Origin of the sequence: Pseudomonas brassicacearum (assembly GCF_009601685.2) — a bacterium.
Lineage (GTDB): Bacteria > Pseudomonadota > Gammaproteobacteria > Pseudomonadales > Pseudomonadaceae > Aquipseudomonas > Aquipseudomonas kilonensis_B.
On sequence record NZ_CP045701.2, the window covers coordinates 4885438 to 4910507 of the forward strand.

Genomic DNA, 25070 nt, shown 5'->3' on the forward strand with positions numbered 1-25070 from the left:
AGCCACTTATTTAAAGGCAGACAAAAAGAATGAAAGCTTACGCCGTACCTTTCGAGAAGTTCGTCAACCTGGCCGACGCCCGCCTGGGCACCAAGATCATCTCGGTCACCGATGACTGGTTCGCCGACGCCAACCGTTTGTTCCAACCGACCCCGGCCGTATGGAAGGAGGGCGTGTTCGATGACAACGGCAAGTGGATGGACGGCTGGGAATCGCGGCGCAAGCGCTTCGAAGGCTACGACAGCGCGGTGATCCGCCTGGGTGTGGCCGGCTCGATCAAAGGCGTGGACATCGACACCTCATTCTTCACCGGTAACTACCCACCGTCGGCCTCCCTGGAAGCCTGCTTCCTGACCGAAGGCGAGCCAGACGAAAACACCCAGTGGACCGAAGTGCTGTCGGCCGTAGAGCTGCAAGGCAACAGCCACCACTACCACGAAATCAACAACGACCAGGCCTTCAGCCACCTGCGCTTCAACATCTACCCCGATGGCGGTGTGGCCCGGTTGCGGGTCTATGGCATTCCATACCGCGACTGGTCAGCCGTGGGCGACAACGAACAGATCGACCTGGCTGCCGCCCTCAACGGCGGTCGCGCCCTGGCCTGCTCCGACGAACACTTCGGCCGCATGAGCAACATTCTCAACCCCGGTCGTGGCATCAACATGGGCGATGGCTGGGAAACCGCCCGTCGTCGTACCCCGGGCAATGACTGGGTCATCGTCGCCCTGGGCCATGCCGGCGAGGTCGAGAAAATCATCGTCGACACCCTGCACTTCAAGGGTAACTACCCGGACAGCTGCTCGATCCAGGGGGCGTTCGTCAAGGGCGGCACCGACAGCCAGATCGAAACCCAATCGCTGTTCTGGCGCGAGCTGCTGCCAAGCCAGAAGCTGGAAATGCACGCCGAACACACCTTCGCCGAGCAGATCAAGGCCCTGGGGCCGATCACCCACATCCGCCTGAACGTGTTCCCGGATGGCGGGGTGAGTCGCCTGCGGGTGCTGGGCAAGGTGTCGAAATAAACAACGTACCTGTGGCGAGGGAGCTTGCTCCCGCTGGGTTGCGAAGCGACCCCGCTTTTCAAATGGGACTGCTGCGCCCGAGGCGTCGGACCGGTCCAGCGGGAGCAAGCTCCCTCGTCACAAAAGCTGAACCACAACACAGAATTTTTGGATAAGAAGACCAGCATGCGCACACTCAAGATCGAACCGTTGACCAAAGAAGCCTTCGCCCCGTTCGGTGACGTGATCGAAACCGACGGCAGCGATCACTTCATGATCAACAACGGTTCGACCATGCGCTTCCACCGCCTGGCGACGGTGGAAACCGCCACGCCGGACGACAAGGCGATCATCAGCATCTTCCGCGCCGACGCGCTGGACATGCCGCTGACCGTGCGCATGCTGGAGCGCCATCCGCTGGGTAGCCAAGCGTTCATTCCGCTGCTCGGCAACCCCTTTCTGATCGTGGTCGCGCCACTTGGCGATGTACCTGTATCAGGCTTGGTCCGCGCCTTCGTCACCAACGGCAGGCAGGGCATTAATTACCATCGCGGCGTCTGGCACCACCCGGTGCTGACGATCGAAAAGCGGGATGACTTCCTGGTGGTTGATCGCAGTGGCACAGGCAATAACTGCGATGAGCATTTTTTCAAAGAGGATGAGTTATTGATCCTCGCCCCCCACCAATAAGAGAAGGTCCGATCACGCGAAAACAAGCGTGACGGGCGAGAGGTAAAGACTGTGGAAGCACATATGCTGGAATGGCTGAACCTGAGCGTACGCTGGGTTCACATGATCACTGGCGTGGCCTGGATCGGCGCGTCGTTCTACTTTGTCTGGCTGGAAAACAACCTCAATCGCGTCAACCCCAGGAGCGGCCTTGCCGGCGACCTGTGGGCCATCCACGGTGGCGGCATCTACCACCTGGAAAAATACAAACTCGCGCCACCGTCCATGCCGGACAACCTGCACTGGTTCAAGTGGGAAGCCTACTTCACCTGGATGTCGGGCATCGCGCTGTTGTGCGTGGTGTTCTATTGGAACCCGACCGTCTACCTTCTGGCCCCCGGCAGCAGCCTGAGCGGCCCCGAAGGCGTCGCCCTGGGCCTCGGTTCGTTGCTCGTCGGCTGGTTCGTCTATTCCTTCCTATGCGACTCGGCCCTGGGCAAGCGCCCTGCCCTGCTCGGCCTGATCCTGTTCGTGCTGTTGATCGCCGCGGCCTACGGGTTCAGCAAGGTGTTCAGCGGTCGCGGTGCCTACCTGCATGTCGGGGCGGTCATCGGGACGATCATGGTCGGCAACGTGTTCCGCATCATCATGCCGGCCCAGCGTGCGCTGGTGGCGGCCATCGCCGAGAACCGCACGCCCGATCCTGCACTGCCGGCCAAGGGCTTGTTGCGCTCGCGCCACAACAACTACTTCACCCTGCCGGTGCTGTTCATCATGATCAGCAACCATTTCCCGAGCACCTACGGCAGCCAGTACAACTGGCTGATCCTGGCGGGGATCGCCGTGGCGGCGGTGTTGGTGCGCCATTACTTCAATACGCGCCATGACAGCAACCGGTTTGCCTGGACGCTGCCGGTCGGTGCCCTGGCGATGATCTGCCTGGCTTATGTCACAGGCCCCAAGCCCATGCCCACCGCACCGGAGGTGGCCAAGGCCCCTGGCGTGATCGAGTACCAACCATTGCCGGAAACGGCAGTGGGGGGTGGCGCGAAACCGGCGACGGCCCCCGCCGCACCGACATCGGCGCCCACCCAGGCCGCCAACGTCCAGGGCCCGTCGTTCGAGAAGGTCCACAGCGTCATCCAGGAACGCTGCTCGGTCTGTCACTCGGCCAAGCCCACCAGCCCATTGTTCAGCGCCGCACCAGGTGGGGTGATGTTCGACACCCCGCAGCAGATCCAGCAACAAGCGGCGCGCATCCAGGCCCAGGCCGTCACCAGCCAGATCATGCCGTTGGGCAACATCACCCAGATGACCCAGCAGGAACGCGATCTGATCGGCGCGTGGATCAACCAGGGCGCGCGGACCAACTGAGCCTCGCGCGCCAATAGCGTCACATGTCATACCGCTGACAGGCCGACCGGTTCACCACCGGTCGCCCGTCAGCGACTGCCTGCGCCTCAACAATAAAAACAAGAGGAAAGCACCAGATGATCCAGCCCCGCCATCACGCCCCAAATTCGCCACGGATGCGCCGTTGCAGGGCACTTGAGCCCCTCAAGGCAAGCCCGTATCCTGCGCGGCCGCTCGAAGCCGGCCGACAACAAAAAACCATCCAATCCTGACCGCCCCGCCAACTTATCCGGGCGCTGGCGGACAAAAAACGCGCCCCTGAAAAACCCTTTACCACTGTTCAAAAAGCAGCTGGACGAGCCTTTTTTGGCGTTGGCTCAGCTCTTGCTATCAGCACTGGCCACAAGCGAAAAGCTGACCAAACGGATGTTTTTATCCGAGGAAAAAGGCGCCACACCAGAGCGCTGATCTGAAAAAAAAGCGGTACCACTTACCTTTGGGAGCAAACCGAATGAAACGTACGTGCACCAGCCTGATACTCGCAGGATCCTTGCTGGCCGGAGGCCAAGCGATGGCCGACGACCTGTTCCAGTGGCAGAACAACAGCCTGACCTACCTGTATGGCAAGGATTTCCAGGTCAACCCGCGCATCCAGCAGACCGTGACCTTCGAACACGCCGACGCGTGGAAATACGGGGACAACTTCTTCTTCCTCGATCGGATCTTCTACAACGGCCAGGACGACAGCCAGTCCGGCCCGAACACCTACTACGGTGAGTTCAGCCCACGCCTGTCGTTCGGCAAGATCTTCGACCAGAAGCTGGAACTGGGCCCGATCAAGGATGTGCTGCTGGCCATGACGTATGAATTCGGCGAAGGCGACAACGAGTCCTACCTGATCGGCCCGGGTTTCGACCTGGCAATTCCCGGCTTCGACTACTTCCAACTGAACTTTTACAACCGCCAGACCGAAGGCCCACGCGCCGGCGACAATGTCTGGCAAATCACTCCGGCCTGGGCCTATACCATCCCCATGGGCTCATCCGACCTCCTGATCGACGGTTTCATCGACTGGGTGGTGGACAACGACACCAACGCCAAGGGCACCTACCACGCCAACCTGCACATCAACCCGCAGATCAAATATGACCTGGGCAAGGCGTTGAAGCTCGGCGCCAAGCAGTTGTATGTGGGCGTGGAGTATGACTACTGGAAGAACAAGTACGGGATCGAAGACAGCGACGGCTTCAAGACCAACCAGAGCAATACCAGCTTCTTGCTGAAGTATCATTTCTGATCCCTGAATTTACATCCGCAGCAATACCCGGTGGGAGCGAGCTTGCTCGCGATAGCGGTGGACCGGCTTGCATTGATGTTGAATGTACCGCCGTCATCGCGAGCAAGCTCGCTCCCACATTGGTTTCGTGAAAGCTAGGATTTAGCGCCCACCGCCAATCCCTTGTGGGAGCGAGCCTGCTCGCGATTGCGATGGACCTGCCTGCATCAAATCAGGACAACCCCAGGAACCGGCTCAATGCCTCACGCTGCGCCAACGCATCCTGGCGTCCCAACTCGATCAATTCGCTGCAATACCCTGACTCGAACAACAGGTAGCTCAGCACCCCCGCACCACTGGTCTTGGTCGCACCCGGCCCGCGCAAGAATAACCGCAGCGCACGAGGCAGCTCCTGGCGATGGCGGGCGGCGATTTCGTCTATTGGCTGGCTTGGGGAAATCACCAATACGTCCACCGGTGCCGCGCCGAGGGCGTGGGCCGGTACGTCATCGGGCAGCAGGTGACTGAAGCCGTTCAGGCGCTCAAGCAACTCGATGTCGCTTTCCAGGCTGTCAATAAACGTGCTGTTGAGCATATGGCCGCCGATCTGCGCCAGGGTCGGTTGCAGGCCGGTGTAGCTGCGCTCGGAGGGATCCTGCCCGCCAGCGCCACGGGGGTTGCCACTGACGCCGATCACCAGCACGCGATTGGCCCCCAGGTGCAAGGCCGGGCTGATGGGCGCCGATTGACGCACCGCGCCGTCACCGAAGTATTGCGGGCCGATCCTGACCGGCGCGAACAACAAGGGAATCGACGAACTGGCCAGCAGGTGCTCCACCGACAACTGCGTCGGCACGCCAATGCGTCGATGTCGCAGCCAGGCACCAATGGTCCCGCGCCCCTGGTAGAACGTAACGGCCTGGCCGGACTCATAACCGAACGCCGTCACCGCCACCGCCCGCAATTGCTGCTCGGCGATGGCCTGTTCGATGCCCGAGGCGTGGAATTGGCTCTGGAGCAGTTGGCGCAACGGCGAACTGTCGATCAACGCCACCGGCAGCTTGGCCCCCAGGCCCAGCAGGCTATGAATGATGAAACGCCTGGCCTGGGCAATGACGCCCAGCCAGTCGCTGCGCATGACCTGGTGGCTGCGCACCGCTTGCCAGAACGCCGTCAGCCGCTCGATGGCGCTCTTGAAGTCCATCGCCCCACTTGCCAGGCTAACCGCGTTGATCGCCCCGGCCGACGTACCGACAATCACCGGAAACGGGTTTCGCGCCCCTTCCGGCAACAATTCGGCGATGGCCGCCAGTACGCCCACCTGATACGCCGCTCGAGCCCCGCCGCCGGAAAGAATCAAACCTGTAACCGGTTCAGCTGGGGTCATCGCAATGCTCCGTGCTCGAGGTGCTGTTGAAAGTGGCGGATGTTGGCTCAACCGCGTTTGTCGTACAGCTTGGGCTCGCCCGGCGGACGGCTCTTGAAGCGCCGATGGGCCCAGAGGTATTGCTCGGGACAATCGCTCACCGACTGCTCGACCCACTGGTTGATGCGGATGCAATCGGCCTCCTCGGTCTCGCCCGGGAAATCCGTCAGCGGGGCCTGGATCACCAGGCGATAACCGCTGCCGTCGGCCAGGCGCTCCTGAATGAATGGCACCACCAGCGCCTTGCCCAGGCGGGCGAACTTGCTGGTGGCGGTGACCGTCGCCGCCTGGATGCCGAACAGCGGGACGAACACGCTCTGCTTGGCGCCGTAATCCTGGTCCGGCGCATACCAGATCGCCCGCCCGGCCCGCAGCAGCTTGAGCATGCCGCGCACGTCGTCACGCTCCACCGCCAGGGAGTCGAGGTTGTGCCGCTCGCGGCCCCGGCGCTGGATATAGTCGAACAGCGGGTTCTTGTGCTCGCGGTACATGCCATCGATGGTGTGCTGCTGGCCGAGCAACGCCGCGCCGATTTCCAGCGTGGTGAAATGCAACGCCATCAGGATCACGCCCTTGCCCTCGCGCTGGGCCTGCTTGAGATGCTCCAGCCCTTCGACATGGGCCAGTTTCGCCAGGCGCGAGCGCGACCACCACCAACTCATGGCCATTTCGAAAAAGGCGATGCCGGTGGAGGCAAAGTTTTCCTTGAGCAGACGCTTGCGCTCGGCAGCGGACTTTTGCGGGAAACACAGTTCCAGGTTACGACGGGCGATGCGCCGTCTGTCGCCGGCCACCCGGTACATCAGCGCGCCCAATGCACGACCGACCCGCAGCAATAACGGATAAGGCAACTGGACGATCAGCCACAACAGCCCCAGGCCGCACCACAGCAGCCAGAAACGCGGATGAAAGAATGCAGCTCGAAAACGCGGGCGATCCATTACAGCTTCCATTAAGACATGGGCCGCGCATTCTACATTGTTCGACCCGGGTTGCGGCTGGCGGACGATCTCGTTATAAGTCTCGGCACTTTTAGTGACAAGCCGTTGTACGCCGACCATGAGCCAAACCGAACCGCTAGACCAAGATCCCGTGTTCCAGCTGAAGGGCAGCATGCTCGCCATTACGGTGCTGGAGCTGGCCCGCAACGACCTGGAAGGCCTTGACCGGCAGTTGGCGGCCAAAGTCGCCCAGGCACCGAATTTCTTCAGCAATGCCCCGCTGGTGCTGGCCCTGGACAAGCTGCCGGCCGGCGAAGGCGCAGTGGACCTGCCGGGCCTGATGCGCGTTTGCCGCCAGCACGGCCTGCGCACCCTGGCGATCCGCGCCAGCCGCATCGAAGACATCGCCGCCGCCATCGCCGTGGACATCCCGGTGCTGCCGCCGTCCGGCGCCCGGGAGCGCGTGCTGGAACTGAGCCCGGTCCAAGCCAGGAAAGCCCCGGAAAAGCCACCAGAGCCCACCATCAAGCCCACGCGCGTGATTACCTCGCCAGTACGCGGCGGCCAGCAGATTTATGCCCAGGGTGGCGATCTGGTCGTGGTGTCCTCGGTCAGCCCGGGGGCGGAACTTCTGGCCGATGGCAACATCCATGTATACGGCCCGATGCGCGGTCGCGCGCTGGCCGGCGTCAAGGGGGATACGAAAGCCAGGATCTTCTGTCAGCAATTGAGCGCTGAACTGGTCTCCATCGCCGGGCAGTACAAGGTCTCCGAGGATTTGCGCCGCGATCCGTTGTGGGGGGCCGGCGTTCAGATCAGCCTGTCGGGCGACGTGTTGAACATCATTCGGCTTTAACGGATACTGCCGCATTTTCCAAGCATCTCTAAAACGAGCGAAAACGGCTTAAACGACGTAGGAAAAAGGATCAGGCAGTGTTTACCGGAGGTAGACCCCGCCCGACATCCGATTCCAGCCAAGCCTGTCCAATTGCAGCGGTTTTCCAGAGATGTTTTTCAGGGGCTGAAAAAGTCCTTTTTCCTTAGGGGTGAAACACCTTGGCCAAGATTCTCGTGGTTACATCCGGCAAGGGTGGTGTGGGTAAGACCACCACCAGCGCCGCTATCGGTACCGGCCTCGCTCTGCGCGGCCACAAGACAGTCATCGTCGACTTCGACGTCGGCCTGCGTAACCTGGACCTGATCATGGGTTGCGAGCGTCGCGTGGTCTACGACTTCGTCAATGTGGTCAACGGCGAAGCAAACCTGCAACAAGCCCTGATCAAGGACAAGCGCCTTGAGAATCTCTACGTGCTGGCCGCCAGTCAGACCCGCGACAAAGACGCGCTGACCCAGGAAGGCGTGGAAAAAGTCCTGATGCAACTCAAGGAAGACTTCGAGTTCGTGGTCTGCGACTCCCCGGCCGGTATCGAGAAAGGTGCCCACCTGGCCATGTACTTCGCGGACGAAGCGATTGTCGTGACCAACCCGGAAGTGTCGTCGGTCCGAGACTCCGACCGCATGCTGGGGCTGCTGGCGAGCAAATCCCGTCGCGCCGAGAAGGGCGAAGAACCGATCAAGGAACACCTGCTGCTGACCCGCTACAACCCGCAACGGGTCAGCGATGGCGAAATGCTGGGCGTCGAAGATGTCAAGGAGATCCTCGCCGTCACCCTGCTGGGTGTCATTCCGGAATCTCAAGCGGTACTCAAGGCCTCCAACTCCGGCGTGCCGGTGATTCTCGACGACCAGAGCGACGCCGGCCAGGCATACAGCGATGCCGTCGATCGTCTGCTGGGCAAAACCGTAGCGCATCGATTCCTCGATGTAACGAAGAAGGGTTTCTTCGAGCGCCTGTTTGGAGGTAGGTAATGAACCTTTTTGACTTCTTTCGTGCCAACAAAAAGCCCAGTACCGCCTCGGTCGCGAAAGAGCGTCTACAGATCATCGTGGCGCACGAACGCGGCCAACGCAGCACCCCTGACTACCTGCCAGCCTTGCAGAAGGAACTGGTGGAAGTGATCCGCAAATACGTCAACATCGGTAGCGATGACGTGCACGTGGCGCTGGAAAGCCAGGGCAGTTGCTCGATCCTGGAACTCAACATCACCCTGCCGGATCGCTGATAGATCCTGCGGGAGCCACGGCGGCTCGGGCTTAGCGCCCTTGTGTAGGAGCTGGCGAAGCCTGCGATCTTTTGATCTTTCACTTGAAACTCAAGGAAGCTCGGAAAAGATCGCAGGCTTCGCCAGCTCCTACATATAGGACGACGGGCCCGAGCCGCCGTTGGCGTTTGTAACGAGACTGTTTTCAATGCCCCTGTCCAACATCCGCATCATTCATCAGGACGCCGCCGTCCTGGTGGTCGACAAGCCGACCCTGTTGCTTTCCGTGCCCGGCCGGGCCGACGACAACAAAGACTGCCTGATCACCCGCCTGCAGGAAAACGGCTATCCGGAAGCCCGAATCGTGCACCGACTGGACTGGGAAACTTCCGGCATCATCCTGTTGGCCCGCGACCCGGACACCCATCGCGAACTGTCCCGGCAATTTCATGATCGCGAAACCGAAAAAGCCTACACCGCGCTGTGCTGGGGCCAACCGGCACTGGACAGCGGCAGCATCGACCTGCCCTTGCGCTACGACCCGCCGACCAAACCTCGGCATGTGGTGGACCATGAACACGGCAAACACGCCCTGACCTTCTGGCGCGTGCTGGAACGTTGCGGCGATTGGTGCCGGGTCGAACTCACGCCGATCACCGGCCGCTCGCACCAATTGCGCGTGCACATGCTGTCCATCGGTCACCCGCTGCTGGGCGACGGGCTCTACGCCCACCCGCAGGCCCTCGCCGCCTGGCCACGCCTGTGCCTGCACGCCAGCATGCTGAGCTTCACCCATCCGCAAAGCGGCGAGCGCCTGCGCTTCGAGTGCCCAGCACCGTTCTAAGAAATGCCACCGTCATTTTGTTGTAGGAGCTGTGTAGGAGCTGTCGAGTGCAACGAGGCTGCGATCTTTCCAAAGACACTTGAATCTCAAGCGAAAAATCAAAAGATCAAAAGATCGTCCGAACGCGGCCCGAGCCTTCGCCATCTCCTACAGAGCCCAGCGGGAGCAAGCTCCCTCACCACAGGTTCAACAACCAGACGCCCCTATAGCTGCGCTCTCTCCTCCCCATCGACCACCAATACGGTAAACTGCCGCCCATTGCTGTCTGGAGTTACTTATGCGCGCAGAGTTGAACCAGGGCCTGATCGACTTCCTCAAGGCCTCCCCTACCCCGTTCCATGCCACCGCCAGCCTTGCCAAGCGCCTGGAGGCGGCAGGCTATCAGCGTCTTGACGAACGCGAGACCTGGTCCACCGAGGCCAACGGTCGCTATTACGTCACGCGCAACGACTCCTCGATCATCGCCTTCAAGCTCGGCCGCAACTCACCGTTGCACGATGGCATCCGCCTGGTCGGCGCCCACACCGACAGCCCCTGCCTGCGGGTCAAGCCGCAGCCGGAACTGCAACGCCACGGGTTCTGGCAACTGGGCGTGGAAGTCTACGGCGGCGCGCTGCTGGCGCCGTGGTTCGACCGCGACCTGTCCTTGGCCGGGCGGGTGACCTTGCGCCGCGACGGCAAGGTCGAAAGCCAACTGATCGATTTCAAGGCGCCGATCGCCACGATTCCGAACCTGGCCATCCACCTCAATCGCGAAGCCAACCAGGGCTGGGCCATCAACCCGCAGAATGAATTGCCGCCGATCCTCGCCCAGTTCGCCGGGGACGAGCGTGTCGATTTCCGTGCCGTGCTCACCGATCAACTGGCCCGCGAACATGGCCTGAATGCCGACGTGGTGCTCGATTACGAGTTGAGTTTCTACGACACCCAAAGCGCCGCGGTCATTGGCCTGCACGGCGATTTCATTGCTGGCGCGCGCCTGGACAACCTGCTGTCGTGCTACGCCGGCCTGCAGGCTTTGCTGAACGCTGACACCGAAGAAACCTGCGTACTGGTGTGCAACGATCACGAGGAGGTCGGTTCGTGCTCGGCCTGTGGCGCCGACGGTCCGATGCTGGAACAGACCCTGAGGCGCCTGCTGCCTGAAGGTGAAGAGTTCGTGCGCACCATTCAGAAGTCCTTGCTGGTTTCGGCCGACAATGCTCACGGCGTGCACCCCAACTATGCCGACAAGCACGACGCCAACCATGGCCCCAAGCTCAACGCCGGACCGGTGATCAAGGTCAACAGCAACCAGCGCTACGCCACCAACAGCGAAACCGCCGGGTTCTTCCGTCACCTGTGCATGGCTGAAGAAGTGCCGGTGCAAAGCTTCGTGGTGCGCAGCGACATGGGCTGCGGCTCGACCATCGGCCCGATCACCGCCAGTCAGTTGGGCGTACGCACCGTGGACATCGGCCTGCCGACCTTCGCCATGCATTCGATCCGCGAACTGTGTGGCAGCCATGACCTGGCGCATTTGGTGAAGGTGCTGAGCGCGTTCTACGCCTCTCGCGAGTTGCCATAGCCACACTGGGCTGCAAGAGATGTGTAGGAGCTGTCGAGCGAAGCGAGGCTGCGATCTTTCCCCAAACACTTGAGCCCCAAGCGAAAGATCAAAAGATCGCAGGCTTCGCCAGCTCCTACAGACCTCTGCGGGAGCAAGCTCCCTCGCCACAATGATGTCTGCCTAAAGATTCGAGGAGGCCATGACATACGTCATCCCACCCCAGCCAAACCCCGACTAGACTGACCTTATCCTTCCCCGACAAGGCTGTCGCCATGATCTCGATGTCTTCGTTCAACGCCATGCTGGTGCCCATCATTGCCGGCATGATCCTGCTGGCCATCGGTTTCAACTTCCGTGACAAGAACGTCGGGGTCTTTGCCATGTGGATCGGCATGTTGCTGATCCTCGTCACGGTGTTGTTCCGCATCCTGGCCAAGCTCAACGAGTCGGCCTGACACCACCTCAGGCGGCAGGCGGTTGCTCCGGCACGTCTACCCCGACATGAATCGCATCGTGTCGCCAGAACTCCAGGTCGCAATCGATCAGCCGCTGATGCTGGTCATAGTTGACCCGGGCAATCCGCAGCCCCGGACTACCCACCGAAACCTTCAACGCCGCCGCCGCTTCCGGCTGTAGAGAGGTGGGCACGATTTCGAACTTCACCCGACCGTAATGCAGGTCGTAATGGCGGGCGTACAGCTCGGTGATGGACTGGTTGAGGTCGAACCCCAAGATGTCCGGAAAATATTGCGGGTTCAGGTAGTGCTCGACGTACAGCACCAGCCGCTCGTCGATACGTCGCACGCGGCAGATCTGGATCACGCTGGACAGCGCCGGCAACTGCAACCAGGCACACACCGCCGCCGAGGCGGGTTGCAGGCGCGCCGAGATCACTTGGGTAGAAGGCACACGCCCCTGGGCCGCGACCATGGCGTGGAAATGGCTGCGCTGCATCAGGTTGTAGGCCAGGCGGGGTGGCGAGACGAACCAGCCCCGGCGCTCCTCCCGATAAATCTGCCCCTGGGCTTCGAGCTGCAACAACGCCTCACGCACGGTAATGCGCGTGGTCCCGAACAATTCACTGAGCTTGCGCTCGGCCGGCAACTTGCTGCCGGGCGCCAGCAACCCGTGGTCGAGCTGCTCTTGCAGGACCTGTCCGATGGCTGTCACCGCTTTGGTTGCATCGATGCGCATCAACGTTACCTATCTGGACTAGACCAGCACTGTTTCGGGGCAAGATCGACTGTTCATCGATCCGCTTCTTCGTCCAGCAAGCCTAGGCACTGCACATGACTGGCAGATGACAGAGCCGCCGAACGGTCGTTTTGCAAGCGTGCAAATTAACGGCCAAGTCCTTGCAGATCAGTTGTTTAACCATGGTCTACGCTTAATTCGCAACCAACCTCCATGAGCCGGGCGTTTCCTGGACCCTCCAACACCGACATCAAAATGTCACAGGGCTCGCCTACATTGGCTCAGGTATTGCTGACCTAGACCAACACAACCGCAAACGCAGCGTTGAAAACGCCCATAGGAGCTTCGGATGAAACAGCTTTTCCTGGCATCACTGTTAGGCTCGACCATTGCCATGTGCACCGCCGCCATGGCCGCTGACACCGATCTGAAAACGTTGGAAGCCGCTGCGAAAGCGGAAGGTGCCGTGAACAGCGTCGGCATGCCCGATGACTGGGCAAACTGGAAAGGCACCTGGGACGACCTGGCCAAGGTCTACGGCCTGAAACACATCGACACTGACATGAGCTCGGCCCAGGAAATCGCCAAGTTCGCCGCCGAGAAAGACAACGCCAGCGCCGACATCGGCGACGTCGGTGCAGCGTTCGGCCCGATCGCGGTCAAGCAGGGCGTGGTCCAACCCTACAAGCCAAGCACCTGGGAACAAGTACCTGCCTGGGCCAAGGACAAAGATGGCAACTGGGCCTTGGCCTACACCGGCACCATCGCGTTCATCGTCAACAAGAAGTTGCTGCACGGTTCCGAAGTGCCGACCAAGTGGGCAGACCTGAAGACCGGCAAATACAAGGTATCCATCGGTGACGTGAGCACCGCCGCCCAAGCCGCCAACGGCGTGCTGGCCGCGGCCCTGGCCAACGGCGGCGACGAGAAGAACGTTCAGCCGGCGCTGTTGATGTTCGCCGACATAGCCAAGCAAGGACGCCTGTCCATGGCCAACCCAACCATCGCCACGATGGAAAAAGGTGAAGTCGAAGTCGGCGTGGTCTGGGATTTCAACGGCCTGAGCTACAAGGCCAAGATGGCCAACCCGGATGACTACGTCGTACTGATTCCGTCCGACGGCTCGGTCATCTCCGGCTACACCACCATCATCAACAAATACGCCAAGCACCCGAACGCCGCCAAGCTGGCCCGTGAGTACATCTTCAGCGACGCTGGCCAGATCAACCTGGCCAAGGGCAACGCCCGTCCGATCCGCGCCGAGCACCTGACCCTGCCGGAAGAGGTCAAGGCCAAGCTGCTGCCCAACGAGCAGTACAAAGGCGTGACCCCGATCAAGGACGCGGATGCTTGGGAAAAAACCTCCAAGACACTGCCGCAGAAGTGGCAGGAAGAAGTGATCATCAATATGGAGTGAGGCAATAGCTCCCGCTCGGCTATCCACAGGCAATGCAATTGTGGGAACAGGCCCTGTGGGAGCAAGGCTTGCTCGCGATAAACGATGACACGGTCTTGCAGTTGAACCGTGTCGCCTTCATCGCGAGCAAGCTTTGCTCCCACAGGCCTGCTCTCACAGTGGAGCTTGCTGGATCCGAGTTTCCTGGTATCTGTCCGGAGTCCCGGTACCCATGAAGCACAACGTCATCCTGGTGGTGCTCGACGGTCTCAACCATGAGGTCGCCCGGCATGCCATGGGGCATTTGCAGGCTTACGTCGGCGCAGGACGCGCGGCCCTCTACAAACTGGAATGTGAGTTGCCCGCCCTGTCCCGCCCGCTCTATGAATGCATCCTCACCGGCGTCGTGCCCATCGACAGCGGGATCGTGCACAACAACGTCTCGCGCCTGTCGAACCAGCGCAGCATTTTCCACTACGCCACCCAGGCCGGCTTGAGTACGGCGGCCGCGGCGTATCACTGGGTCAGCGAGCTCTACAACGTTTCGCCCTTCGTGGCCGGTCGTGATCGTCATACCGACAACCCCGACTTGCCGATTCAATATGGGCATTTCTATTGGAATGACCACTACCCCGATTCCCATCTGTTCGCCGACGCCGAACACCTGCGCCTGCGCTACATGCCGAACTTTTTGCTGGTGCATCCGATGAACATCGACGATGCCGGCCACAAGCATGGCCTCGACACTGCGCAATACCGCAACAGCGCCCGCTCGGCCGACATCAACCTGGCGGTCTACCTGCAAGGCTGGCTCGATGCCGGTTACCAGGTGCTGGTGACGTCCGATCACGGCATGAACAACGACCGCTCCCATAACGGCCTGCTGGCCGAAGAACGGGAAGTGCCGCTGTTTGTCCTGGGCAGCGGCTTCAGTCTCGATCCCGCGGCCACGCCCCGGCAGACCGAACTGTGCGGCACCATTTGCCAATTGCTCGGCGTCGACCACGACAAACCCTATTGCCAGGAGATACTCAAGTGAACGCCATGACGCGCGGCAAATGGCTGGCAGCGTTGTGCCTGGTGCCCTTCGCGATTTTCTTCATCGTGTTCCAGATCGCCCCGCTGTTCTGGGTGCTGGTCAATAGCCTGGAATCGCAAGAGTTCGGCTGGGGCCTGGCCAACTTCAGCAAGATCTTCAGTTCCAAGTTCTACCTGCAAGCGATCCAGCACAGCCTGGAAATCAGCTTCTGGTCCAGTGTGTTCGGCATCGTCATCGCTGTGCTCGGCAGCTACTCCCTGCGCCGCGTGGATTCGCGGCTGCGCAACTTCGTCAACGCCTTCGCCAACATGACCAGCAACTTCGCCGGCGTGCCCCTGGCCTTCGCCTTCATCATTTTGCTCGGGTTCAACGGCAGCATCACGATCATGCTCAAACAGGCTGGGATCATCGAAGATTTCAACCTGTACTCCAAAACCGGGCTGATCATTCTCTACACCTACTTCCAGATCCCCCTGGGCGTGCTGCTGCTCTATCCGGCCTTCGACGCCTTGCGCGAAGACTGGCGCGAATCCGCCGAGCTGCTGGGCGCCAACGGCTGGCAGTTCTGGCGACACATCGGCTTGCCGGTGCTGACCCCGGCGCTGCTGGGCACCTTCGTGATCCTGCTGGCCAACGCCCTCGGCGCCTACGCCACCGTCTATGCCCTGACCACCGGCAACTTCAACGTGCTGCCGATCCGCATCGCTGCCATGGTCTCTGGTGACATTTCCCTCGACCCGAACATGGCCAGTGCCCTGGCCGTGATATTGGTGGCGTTGATGACCGTGGTGACCATCGTCCACCAGTTGCTGCTCAAGAGGAGCTACCATGTCTCGCGCTGAACCGGGCTCCGTCGGGCTCTATCATCGGGCGGTGGTGTACTTGCTGTTCGCCATCCTGCTGCTGCCCCTGGCCGGCACGCTCGTCTACTCCATCGCCAGCAGTTGGTCGGCCACCGTGCTGCCCAGCGGCTTCACGTTCAAATGGTATGTGCAGTTGTGGAGCGATCCACGTTTTCTCCACGCCTTCGGTCAATCGCTGCTGGTCTGCGTCGGTGCGCTGGTGCTCTCGGTGGTGTTGATCCTGCCATTGCTGTTCGTGGTGCATTACCACTTCCCCAGACTCGACGCGCTGATGAACATCCTCATTCTGCTGCCCTTCGCGGTACCGCCGGTGGTGTCATCGGTGGGGCTGTTGCAACTCTACGGCTCCGGGCCGTTGGCGATGGTCGGCACGCCGTGGATCCTGATCGGCTGCTACTTCACCGTCGCCCTGCCGTTCATGTACCGGGCGATCACCAACAACCTGCAAGCGATCAATCTGCGCGACTTGATGGACGCCGCCCAACTGCTCGGCGCCAGCACCTTCCAGGCCGCGTTGCTGGTGGTGCTGCCAAATCTGCGCAAGGGCTTGATGGTGGCGTTGCTACTGTCGTTCTCGTTCCTGTTCGGCGAATTCGTGTTTGCCAACATCCTCGTCGGCACCCGCTATGAAACCCTGCAGGTGTACCTGAATAACATGCGCAACAGCAGCGGCCACTTCACCAGTGCCTTGGTGATTTCCTACTTCTTCTTCGTACTGGTCCTGACCTGGGCGGCCAACATCTTGAGCAAGGACAAAAGCCAATGAGCTACGTCAGCGTCCAACACCTGCAAAAAAGCTACGCCGGCACACCGGTGTTCAGCGACATCAACTGCGAGATCCGCAAGGGCGAATTCGTCACCCTCCTTGGCCCTTCCGGTTGTGGCAAGTCCACGCTGTTGCGCTGCATTGCTGGCCTGACCGCGGTGGATGCCGGCCAAATCATCCTGGACGGGCAAGACATCGTTCCGTTGAGCCCGCAGAAACGCGGCATCGGCATGGTGTTCCAGAGCTACGCCTTGTTCCCCAACATGACCGTGGAACAGAACGTCGCCTTCGGCCTGCGTATGCAAAAGGTCGATGCCGCAGACAGCCACAAGCGCGTGCTGGAGATCCTGCGCCTGGTGGAGCTGCATGATTTTGCCGGTCGCTATCCCCATCAACTGTCCGGCGGCCAATGCCAGCGCGTCGCCCTGGCCCGCTCCCTGGTGACCCGGCCGCGCCTGTTGCTGCTGGACGAGCCGCTGTCGGCCCTGGATGCGCGGATTCGCAAGCACTTGCGCGAACAGATCCGACAGATCCAGCGCGAGTTGGGCCTGACCACGATCTTCGTCACACACGACCAGGAAGAAGCCCTGACCATGTCTGACCGGATTTTCCTGATGAACCAAGGAAAGATCGTACAAAGCGGCGATGCCGAAACCCTTTACACCGCGCCAGTCGACGTCTTTGCCGCCGGTTTCATCGGCAACTACAACCTGCTGGACGCCGACAGCGCGACCAAACTGCTGCAACGGCCGGTGAGCGGCCGTATCGCCATCCGTCCGGAAGCCATCGAGCTGAGCCGCAACGGCGAGGCCGATGCGCTGATCCGCAGCCACAGCCTGTTGGGCAACGTGATTCGCTATCGGGTCGAGGCCCGTGGCGTGGAATTGGTGGTGGATGTACTCAATCGCTCGGCCGCCGACCTGCACCCCGATGGCGCACGGCTGTCACTTTCCATCGATCCGTCGGCGCTGTGTGAGGTAGCCTGATGGCTTTATTGATTTTGAAGCTGATCTTGAAAAGGAAAACGCGCTGATGGCCCTGGCAATTTTTGATCTGGACGAAACCCTTATCCACGGCGACTGCGCCACCCTCTGGAGCGAACAGATGGGACGCCTGGGCTGGGTCGACCCCGAGTCGTTCATGCAGCGCAACAACGCACTGATGGACGCCTACAGCCACGGCAAGCTGAGCATGGAAGAGTACATGGACTTCAGCCTGGAACCGATGATCGGCCGCACACCGGAAGAAATCGAACACCTGGTGGCGCCCTGGGTGGAAGACTTCATCGAACCGATCATCTTCAGCGACGCCACCAAGGCCATCGCCGAACACCGCAAGGCCGGTGACCGGATCCTGGTGATCTCGGCCTCGGGCACGCACCTGGTCAAGCCGATTGCCGAACGCCTGGGCATCGACGAGATCCTGGCGATCGAACTTGAAGTGAGCCATGGGGTGTACAGCGGCCAGACCGTGGGCACCCTGACCTACCGCGAAGGCAAGATCACCCGCCTGCTGGACTGGCTGGATGCCGAGGAAGAGAACCTGGAAGGCGCAAGTTTCTATTCCGATTCGCGCAATGACCTGCCGCTGTTGCTGCGGGTGGATTTCCCCCATGTGGTGAATCCGGACCCAGTGTTGAAGGCCCATGCCGAGCTGGCCGGGTGGCCAATCCATACCTGGAAATAAGCCCCCTAGTGGGAGCGAGCTTGCTCCCACAGGTTCAGCCCAGCAGCAGCCACAGGCTCCAGCCGAGCAACAACAAGCCGCAGAGACGACTGAGCCAGAGTCCCTGCGGCAGGTTTTTCTCCAGCAAGATGAAGGCACCGATCACTGCCACCCAGAGCAGGTTCATTACGCCGACCACGAACAGCAGGCCCATCAGGGCCCAGCAGCAGCCCAGGCAGTAAGCGCCATGGGCCAGGCCCATGCGCCAGCCGCCGAGCACGTTGGGACGCCAGTAACTGAGCAGGAAATGCAGCGGCCCGCGACAATGCTCAAGGCAGACCGCCTTGCCTGGCAGCCACTGATAGACGCCGGCGACCAACAGCAGGCCGGCGCCCAGCGCGGTACTGGTGCTGCGCATCCCCGGACTGAGCAGGGCGAGTTGCTCGAGCGCCCATTGCAACGCCGTGGCGCCCAGGGCGAAACCGGCCCAGACCAGAACGTAGGCGCTGCAGAACAGCAACAGTGCCAAGTGTCGCTGCGGTGCCGGCATGCGCTTGCGCAGCATCTGCTGGTAGATCAGCAGCATGGGCAGGGTGCTGGGCAGCATCATGCCGATCATCATCACCACCCACATGGCGAACATCAGCAGCGCATCGGCCAGGCTCCAGGGCATGAGCATGCCGCCCATTGCCGTATCAGCCATGCCGCCCGGCGCACTCATGTCGCGGCCCATCTGCAGGAGCATCAGCCAGGCCAACGCGGTCAGCGCGAGCAGGCAGAGCAGGAGCAGCAGTTGCTCGCCTGTCAATCGCTTGCTCCGCATCACCGCCTGAGGTTGTGCCATCTTTACGGCTCTATGCCATGGCCGGTGAAGTGCACGTGGGCGAGGTGGCTATGACTGCCCTGGGATTGTAGTTTGAGGGCTGAATGCGTCTGGTAGCTGCCGCTGGCCACTTCGGCCTCAAGGAACTCGAAACCGTTGGGCAGGGCCAGGCGGACTCGATGAGGGGAGCCGTCGATCGGGCTGCGGATCGGCTCGCCGCTGGCCTGCAACACCCCTGGAATGTCCAGGTGCGCCAAGCGCTGATCGACATCGATGGAGAGGGTGATGGGCACGAACAGCGGTTCGAACGCTTCACTCATGGTGCTACTGAACACCTGAAACACGTTGGCCCCAGGGTCGCTCTCCAGGCCAGAAAGGATGGTCAGCAGGGCCTGGCGTTGCGCCTCGTCGGCGCGCTCATCGATGAACACCTGACAACTGCCGTTGCCCTCATGGATGGCGCCCGGCCAAGCGAAGGTGGCGGCCCAGCACAAGCCGTCCAGCGCTACCTGATTGAAATACCCGTGTTCCACTCGCATCGACGCCACCGCCTGGCAGTGACCATGGGTCGGTGGCGCATTGAATTGACAGGGGCAGCCCCAATTACAGTTGCAGGCAATGAATTCGACGCCCTGCATGCGCCATTCGGCGATGGCCATGATCAACCTCTTCACCTGGCGGGTGAGTTGAAAGCTGCGGTAACCCCATCCCCCATTAATTAACGCTAGCAGGGCGCGCGCATCGGATACGGGCTGCCGACCGAAGGTCAGCTTGCCCGTGGGCGCTGGTGAGAGGTGCAAGCCACCGTCGATTGGAGGCCTTGGCTCAACTCCCACAAGGGATTTGGGGTGAACACCGGCTCTATGAGCACCCGAAGCCCCTTGTGGGAGCAAGGCTTGCCCGCGATGGCGGCCGTACATTCAGCATCGATGCAAACTGACCCATCGCTTTCGCGAGCAAGCTTTGCTCCCACAAGTCCGCGTCCAGCTCCGGAAGTCAGCTCAGGCTTTCATCGATCACCAACACGAGCTTGCCGGACACCTGGTTGCTCGCCAGCTCCGCAAACGCCGCTTCGGCGTCCTTGATCGCAAAGGTCTTGGCCAATTGCGGGCTCAAACGCTTGTCCGCAAACAACGGCCACACCTGTTGGCCCAGTTGGCTGATCAGGTCGGCCTTGAACTGCTCGTCACGGCTGCGCAAGGTCGAGCCAAGCAATTGGATGCGCTTGCCCAGCACCTGCGCCAGATCAAGCTCGGTGGAGCGCCCGCCCATCAGGCCGATCAATACCCAGCGGCCGTCAACTGACAAAAGTTTCACGTTGAGTTTGGCGTAGCTGCCGCCCACCGGATCGAGGATCACGTCGAAGGGACCGAGGTCATTCAGACCCTCCAGGCCATCGGTGCGCACCACGCCGCCCTGGGCGCCCAGCGCCTCGCAATAGTCCAGCCGCTCGGTCGAACCGACACTGACCCAACACGGGTTGCCAAACGCCTTGCACAGCTGGATCGCGGCCGAACCGACACCGCTGGCGCCAGCGTGCAGCAGCACTTTCTCACCCGGCTTGAGCGCCGCCAGCTGGAACAGGTTCAGCCATGCGGTGCTGTAGACCTCAGGCAGCGCGGCCGCTTCGGCCATCGACAGGCCTTCCGGCACGGGCAGCACATGACGGCCATCGACCACCACTTCCTCGGCCATCCCACCACCGGCCAACAACGCACAAACGCGGTCGCCGACCTGCCAGGAAGAGCCCGGTCCGACTTCGCTGATCACCCCGGAACATTCCAGCCCCAACACCTGGCTGGCGCCGGGTGGCGGCGGGTAAAGTCCGGCTTTTTGCAGCAAATCGGCCCGGTTCAGGCCGGCGGCTGCCACACGAATACGAACCTGCCCGACATCACACGTCGGATTCGGCTCATCTGCCCATACCACTTGGCCTTCAACGCCTTGCAATGCTTTCACGGTGCCTCCATAGTGAGTCTCGACTGGGCCCGCTGCTTCAACGCCGGGCTTTCTTGCATTATGCGCCCGGGCCACATGGAACCGGCGACTTCAAAGACGGCCTAATATGCGTTATCAATTGTCCCTGCGTCGAATCAGCATGAAGCACCTGTTCCCCAGTACCGCCCTCGCGCTCGTCATTGGCCTCGGCCTGTTACCGCTGTCGAACGATACGTTCGCTGCCAACAGCTGGGACAAGCTTCAGCCCGATCGTGACGAGGTGATTGCCAGCCTTAACGTGGTCGAATTGCTCAAGCGCCATCACTACAGCAAGCCACCGCTCGATGATGCGCGCTCGGTCATTATCTATGACAGCTACCTGAAGCTGCTCGATCCATCGCGCAGTTATTTCCTGGCCAGCGACATCGCCGAATTCAACAAGTGGAAAACCCAGTTCGACGACTTCCTCAAGAGCGGCGACCTGAACGCCGGGTTCACCATCTACAAGCGCTATCTGGACCGCGTGAAGGCGCGCCTGGACTACGCCCTTGCCGAACTGAACAAAGGCGTCGATAAAATCGACTTCAATACCAAGGAAACCTTGCTGGTCGACCGCAAGGACGCTCCTTGGCTCAAAAGCACAGCCGAACTCGATGACCTGTGGCGCAAGCGCGTCAAGGACGAGGTGCTGCGCATGAAGATTGCCGGCAAGGATCCCAAACAGATCCAGGAAACCCTGACCAAGCGCTACAAGAATCAATTGGCTCGCCTGGACCAGACCCGTGCCGAAGACATTTTCCAGGCGTACATCAACACCTTCGCCATGTCCTACGACCCGCACACCAATTATCTGTCGCCGGATAACGCGGAAAACTTCGACATCAACATGAGCCTGTCCCTGGAAGGCATCGGCGCGGTGCTGCAGAGCGACAACGACCAGGTGAAAATCGTGCGCCTGGTCCCGGCGGGCCCTGCGGACAAGACCAAACAGGTCAGCCCGGCGGACAAGATCATCGGCGTTGCCCAAGGCAACAAGGAAATGGTCGACGTGGTCGGCTGGCGCCTGGACGAAGTGGTCAAGCTGATCCGTGGGCCGAAAGGCTCGGTGGTGCGCCTGGAAGTCATCCCGGCCAGCAATGCGCCGAACGACCAGACCAGCAAAGTCGTGTCCATCACCCGTGAAGCGGTGAAGCTGGATGACCAGGCAGCGAAAAAATCAGTCCTCCACCTCAAGCAGGACGGCAAGGACTACAAGCTCGGCATCATTGAAATCCCGGCCTTCTATCTGGACTTCAAGGCCTTCCGCGCCGGGGATCCGAACTACAAGAGCACCACCCGTGACGTCAAGAAGCTGCTGACCGAACTGCAGAAGGAAAAGGTCGACGGCGTGGTCATCGACTTGCGCAACAACGGCGGCGGCTCCCTGCAGGAAGCCACCGAGCTGACCAGCCTGTTCATCGACAAGGGCCCGACCGTGCTCGTGCGTAACGCCGATGGCCGGGTGGATGTGCTGGAAGACGAAAACCCGGGCGCGTTCTACAAGGGGCCGATGGCCTTGCTGGTCAACCGACTGTCGGCTTCGGCCTCGGAGATTTTCGCCGGTGCGATGCAGGACTACCACCGTGCGCTGATCATCGGCGGCCAGACCTTCGGCAAAGGTACCGTGCAGACCATCCAGCCGCTCAACCATGGCGAACTGAAACTGACCCTGGCGAAGTTCTACCGGGTTTCCGGCCAGAGCACCCAGCACCAGGGCGTGCTGCCTGACATCGATTACCCGTCGATCATCGACACCAAGGAAATCGGTGAAAGCGCCCTGCCCGAAGCCATGCCATGGGACACCATCCGGCCTGCGATCAAACCGGCCGTGGACCCGTTCAAACCGTTCCTGGCCCAACTCAAGTCCGACCACGATGCGCGCTCGTCCCAGGACGCGGAATTCGTGTTCATCCGCGACAAGCTGGCCCTGGCGCAGAAGTTGATGATGGAGAAAACCGTCACCCTCAACGAAGCCGAGCGTCGCGCGCAGCATGCAGACATCGAGACCAAGCAACTGGCCATGGAAAACCTGCGTCGCAAGGCCAAGGGCGAAGAACCGCTCAAAGAGCTGAAGAAAGAGGACGAAGACCTGATCACCGAGCCGGAGAAAACCAAGCCGGAAGACGATGCCTACCTGAGCGAGACCGGGCGGATCCTGCTGGACTACCTGAAACTCAACACGGCGATCGCCAAGCACTAAGATGATGGCCATTTAATGGTGACACTCGTCTGAGTGTCATCAAACTGACATCAGTCTGTCGTGAAATACAGGACTGGGTGCCGCGCACCCGGTCCTTTTTTTATCGCCAGAGATTGCCATGACCACGACAGAACAGCTGAGTGCCTTGAGTTCGATCCTGGCTCAAAGCGGTTTGCACAGCCTGTTCCAACCGATCATCTGCCTTTCCGAACGGCGCATCGTGGGTTATGAAGCCTTGACCCGCGGCCCCTCCAACAGCCCGTTGCACTCGCCCATCGCGCTGCTTTCCGTGGCGCGCCAGGCCGGCCGTCTCAGCGAACTGGAACTGGCCTGCCGCCGCAGCGCCTGCCAACGCTTCAATGAGCAACAATTGCCGGGCAAGCTGTTTCTCAACGTCTCGCCCGAGTCTCTGCTGGAATCCGCGCACCAGACGGGGCGCACACTGCAACTGCTGCAGGACCACGGCATTGCGCCCAGCCAGGTCGTGATCGAACTGACCGAACAAACCCCCATCGATGACTTCCAGCTCCTGCAAACCGCGCTGCATCATTATCGTGCGATGGGTTTTTCGATTGCCCTAGACGATCTGGGCGCCGGTTATTCGAGCTTGCGGCTGTGGTCTGAATTGCGGCCCGATTATGTGAAGATCGACCGGCATTTCATCGACGGCATCCACCAGGACGCCCTCAAGCGCGAGTTCGTGGGCTCGATCCTGAAAATCGCCCGGGCATCCCGTGCCCAAGTGATCGCCGAGGGAATCGAACTGTCGGAAGAACTGGCAGTGCTGATCGAAATGGGCGTCGACCTGGTCCAGGGGTATCTGCTGGCCCGGCCTCAGGAACAACCGTCACGCGACGCCCGGGCGCTGATGCCCAAGCAGGACAGCGGCGTGGCGGTCTTGACCGATGAGGTCAACGACCTCAGTGCGCTGCTCAACGAACAACCGGCAGTGGCCCACAACACGCCGACAGCCAACGTACTGGAAGCGTTTCGTCGCCAGGCCAACCTCAACTCGCTGGCGGTGCTGGATGATCAAGGGCAGCCTTGCGGCATCGTCCATCGCCATTCACTCTCGGACGCCCTGCTCAAGCCCTTCGCCACCGACCTGTTCGCCCGCAAACCCATCAGCCGCTTGATGAGCGATGACTTTCTCGCAGTGGAGTTGAACCAGTCGCTGCAACAAGTCAGCCGCCTGATCACCAGTCGCGCCCGACAACGCATCGAAGAAGACTTCATCATCACCCTCAACGGCGGCTACCTGGGCCTGGGCCGAGTGATCGACGTGCTCAAGCTCATCACCGAACTGAAAATCCAACAGGCCCGCTACGCCAACCCCCTGACCCTGCTGCCGGGCAACGTCCCGATCCAGCAATGCCTCACGCGCCTGCTGCAACAACGGCAAGAATCGGTGATCTGCTACGTGGACATCGACAGTTTCAAACCCTTTAACGACATCTACGGCTACGGTCGCGGCGACGAAGTCCTGCTGTGCCTGGCCCAATGCCTGAACGAACGCATCGACCCCAGCCGCGACTTCGTCGGCCACATCGGCGGCGACGACTTCCTGCTGGTCCTCGGCCCGGAAGACTGGCGCAGACGCCTGGACCAACTACTCAGCGACTTCCAGACCCACTGCCGCCGCTTCTACCGCCCCGAACATTTGGAGGCGGGATGTTTTACCGCGTTGAACCGACAGGGCGTTCGACAGGAGTTCGCGCTGTTGTCGTTGTCGATTGGCGTGGTGCACCTGCGCGCCGAGGCCTGTGAGGAGTTGGATGCCAGTCAGTTGGCAGAACTGGCTTCCCAGGCCAAGCATCATGCCAAGGATATTTTGGGCGGGAGTGTGTATTTGGTGGAGGGTTTGGCTGGGCGAGAGTCTGTGGGGGCGTTGGGGTTGACGGTGTGAAATATGTGGCGCAGCCCCGTGCCGAGGGCGCCTGCTCCCGCTGGGCTTTGTAGGAGCTGGCGAAGCCTGCGATCTTT

The 25070-nt window shown here is 61.0% G+C and carries 25 protein-coding genes; 19 read left to right on the top strand and 6 right to left on the bottom strand.

Going from position 1 to position 25070, the window contains the following annotated elements; translation table 11 throughout:
- Positions 1–29 precede the first annotated feature (29 nt).
- The 5 genes from alc (at position 30) to GFU70_RS20990 (ending at position 4323) form a co-directional block, all read left to right on the top strand.
- On the top strand, positions 30–1025 hold the full coding sequence (gene alc / locus GFU70_RS20970) for an allantoicase (RefSeq protein ID WP_153388772.1): 996 nt from the start codon (positions 30–32) through the stop codon (positions 1023–1025).
- Between the two features lie 165 nt (positions 1026–1190).
- Entirely contained in the window at positions 1191–1694 is a 504-nt protein-coding gene (locus tag GFU70_RS20975) for an ureidoglycolate lyase (RefSeq protein WP_064106976.1), read from the top strand.
- Between the two features lie 51 nt (positions 1695–1745).
- Positions 1746–3047, top strand: a complete 1302-nt coding sequence (locus GFU70_RS20980) for a urate hydroxylase PuuD (RefSeq protein ID WP_058542326.1) — start codon at positions 1746–1748, stop codon at positions 3045–3047.
- A gap of 174 nt (positions 3048–3221) precedes the next feature.
- The gene (locus GFU70_RS20985) at positions 3222–3494 is read left to right on the top strand and encodes a hypothetical protein (RefSeq protein WP_153388773.1); all 273 of its coding nucleotides are present in this window, start codon (positions 3222–3224) and stop codon (positions 3492–3494) included.
- A 43-nt stretch (positions 3495–3537) separates the two neighbouring features.
- A complete protein-coding gene (locus tag GFU70_RS20990) occupies positions 3538–4323 on the top strand; it encodes an outer membrane protein OmpK (protein WP_058542327.1) in 786 nt (261 codons plus the stop codon).
- Positions 4324–4534: 211 nt separating this feature from the next.
- On the opposite strand, the gene GFU70_RS20995 is transcribed toward GFU70_RS20990, so the two are convergent.
- On the bottom strand, positions 4535–5689 hold the full coding sequence (locus tag GFU70_RS20995) for a patatin-like phospholipase family protein (RefSeq protein ID WP_058542328.1): 1155 nt from the start codon (positions 5687–5689) through the stop codon (positions 4535–4537).
- Positions 5690–5736: 47 nt separating this feature from the next.
- Positions 5737–6669 carry a lipid A biosynthesis lauroyl acyltransferase gene (locus GFU70_RS21000; protein ID WP_057452459.1) on the bottom strand — a complete coding sequence of 311 codons (933 nt, stop codon included), beginning with the start codon at positions 6667–6669 and terminating at the stop codon, positions 5737–5739.
- 118 nt (positions 6670–6787) lie between these two features.
- Between GFU70_RS21000 and minC the strand changes: the two genes are divergently transcribed.
- From minC to GFU70_RS21030, 6 genes are all read left to right on the top strand, one after another.
- Positions 6788–7525: a septum site-determining protein MinC gene (minC, locus tag GFU70_RS21005; protein ID WP_058542330.1), complete on the top strand. Its 738-nt coding sequence runs from the start codon at positions 6788–6790 to the stop codon at positions 7523–7525.
- 200 nt (positions 7526–7725) lie between these two features.
- Positions 7726–8538 carry a septum site-determining protein MinD gene (gene minD, locus GFU70_RS21010; protein WP_058542331.1) on the top strand — a complete coding sequence of 271 codons (813 nt, stop codon included), beginning with the start codon at positions 7726–7728 and terminating at the stop codon, positions 8536–8538.
- Positions 8538–8792, top strand: coding sequence for a cell division topological specificity factor MinE (gene minE / locus GFU70_RS21015; RefSeq protein ID WP_003179111.1), 255 nt, complete (start codon positions 8538–8540; stop codon positions 8790–8792). The genes minD and minE overlap by 1 nt, the downstream gene beginning before the upstream one ends.
- A 187-nt stretch (positions 8793–8979) precedes the next feature.
- Complete coding sequence (locus GFU70_RS21020; RefSeq protein ID WP_025214990.1) at positions 8980–9615, top strand: RluA family pseudouridine synthase; 636 nt, start codon at positions 8980–8982, stop codon at positions 9613–9615.
- 277 nt (positions 9616–9892) lie between these two features.
- Positions 9893–11182, top strand: coding sequence for a M18 family aminopeptidase (locus GFU70_RS21025; protein ID WP_058542333.1), 1290 nt, complete (start codon positions 9893–9895; stop codon positions 11180–11182).
- Between the two features lie 254 nt (positions 11183–11436).
- Complete coding sequence (locus GFU70_RS21030; protein WP_058542334.1) at positions 11437–11619, top strand: hypothetical protein; 183 nt, start codon at positions 11437–11439, stop codon at positions 11617–11619.
- Between the two features lie 7 nt (positions 11620–11626).
- On the opposite strand, the gene GFU70_RS21035 is transcribed toward GFU70_RS21030, so the two are convergent.
- Positions 11627–12358, bottom strand: coding sequence for a UTRA domain-containing protein (locus GFU70_RS21035; RefSeq protein WP_058542335.1), 732 nt, complete (start codon positions 12356–12358; stop codon positions 11627–11629).
- 349 nt (positions 12359–12707) lie between these two features.
- Here GFU70_RS21035 and GFU70_RS21040 point away from each other — a divergent pair, with 349 nt between their 5' ends.
- The 6 genes from GFU70_RS21040 to GFU70_RS21065 all read left to right on the top strand — a co-directional run bounded on the left by GFU70_RS21040 (position 12708) and on the right by GFU70_RS21065 (position 18108).
- Complete coding sequence (locus GFU70_RS21040) at positions 12708–13775, top strand: ABC transporter substrate-binding protein (protein WP_058542336.1); 1068 nt, start codon at positions 12708–12710, stop codon at positions 13773–13775.
- A 211-nt stretch (positions 13776–13986) separates the two neighbouring features.
- Entirely contained in the window at positions 13987–14793 is an 807-nt protein-coding gene (locus GFU70_RS21045) for an alkaline phosphatase family protein (protein WP_058542338.1), read from the top strand.
- Positions 14794–14798: 5 nt separating this feature from the next.
- On the top strand, positions 14799–15635 hold the full coding sequence (locus tag GFU70_RS21050; RefSeq protein ID WP_175359939.1) for an ABC transporter permease: 837 nt from the start codon (positions 14799–14801) through the stop codon (positions 15633–15635).
- On the top strand, positions 15622–16422 hold the full coding sequence (locus tag GFU70_RS21055; protein WP_116641515.1) for an ABC transporter permease: 801 nt from the start codon (positions 15622–15624) through the stop codon (positions 16420–16422). The genes GFU70_RS21050 and GFU70_RS21055 overlap by 14 nt, the downstream gene beginning before the upstream one ends.
- Positions 16419–17408: an ABC transporter ATP-binding protein gene (locus tag GFU70_RS21060; RefSeq protein WP_116641514.1), complete on the top strand. Its 990-nt coding sequence runs from the start codon at positions 16419–16421 to the stop codon at positions 17406–17408. The genes GFU70_RS21055 and GFU70_RS21060 overlap by 4 nt, the downstream gene beginning before the upstream one ends.
- Positions 17409–17454: 46 nt before the next feature.
- On the top strand, positions 17455–18108 hold the full coding sequence (locus GFU70_RS21065) for an HAD family hydrolase (protein ID WP_153388774.1): 654 nt from the start codon (positions 17455–17457) through the stop codon (positions 18106–18108).
- A 34-nt stretch (positions 18109–18142) separates the two neighbouring features.
- Here GFU70_RS21065 and GFU70_RS21070 read toward each other — a convergent pair whose 3' ends face one another.
- The 3 genes from GFU70_RS21070 to GFU70_RS21080 form a co-directional block, all read right to left on the bottom strand.
- Positions 18143–18931 (bottom strand): DUF2182 domain-containing protein, encoded by a 789-nt coding sequence (locus GFU70_RS21070; RefSeq protein WP_116641513.1) that lies wholly within the window; start codon positions 18929–18931, stop codon positions 18143–18145.
- A gap of 2 nt (positions 18932–18933) precedes the next feature.
- On the bottom strand, positions 18934–19569 hold the full coding sequence (locus tag GFU70_RS21075; RefSeq protein WP_058542344.1) for a DUF1326 domain-containing protein: 636 nt from the start codon (positions 19567–19569) through the stop codon (positions 18934–18936).
- Positions 19570–19906: 337 nt separating this feature from the next.
- Entirely contained in the window at positions 19907–20869 is a 963-nt protein-coding gene (locus GFU70_RS21080; protein ID WP_058542345.1) for a zinc-binding dehydrogenase, read from the bottom strand.
- 139 nt (positions 20870–21008) lie between these two features.
- Between GFU70_RS21080 and GFU70_RS21085 the strand changes: the two genes are divergently transcribed.
- Positions 21009–23087: a carboxy terminal-processing peptidase gene (locus GFU70_RS21085; protein ID WP_165826074.1), complete on the top strand. Its 2079-nt coding sequence runs from the start codon at positions 21009–21011 to the stop codon at positions 23085–23087.
- 118 nt (positions 23088–23205) lie between these two features.
- Positions 23206–24993 (top strand): bifunctional diguanylate cyclase/phosphodiesterase, encoded by a 1788-nt coding sequence (locus GFU70_RS21090; protein WP_116641512.1) that lies wholly within the window; start codon positions 23206–23208, stop codon positions 24991–24993.
- Positions 24994–25070: the final 77 nt, after the last annotated feature.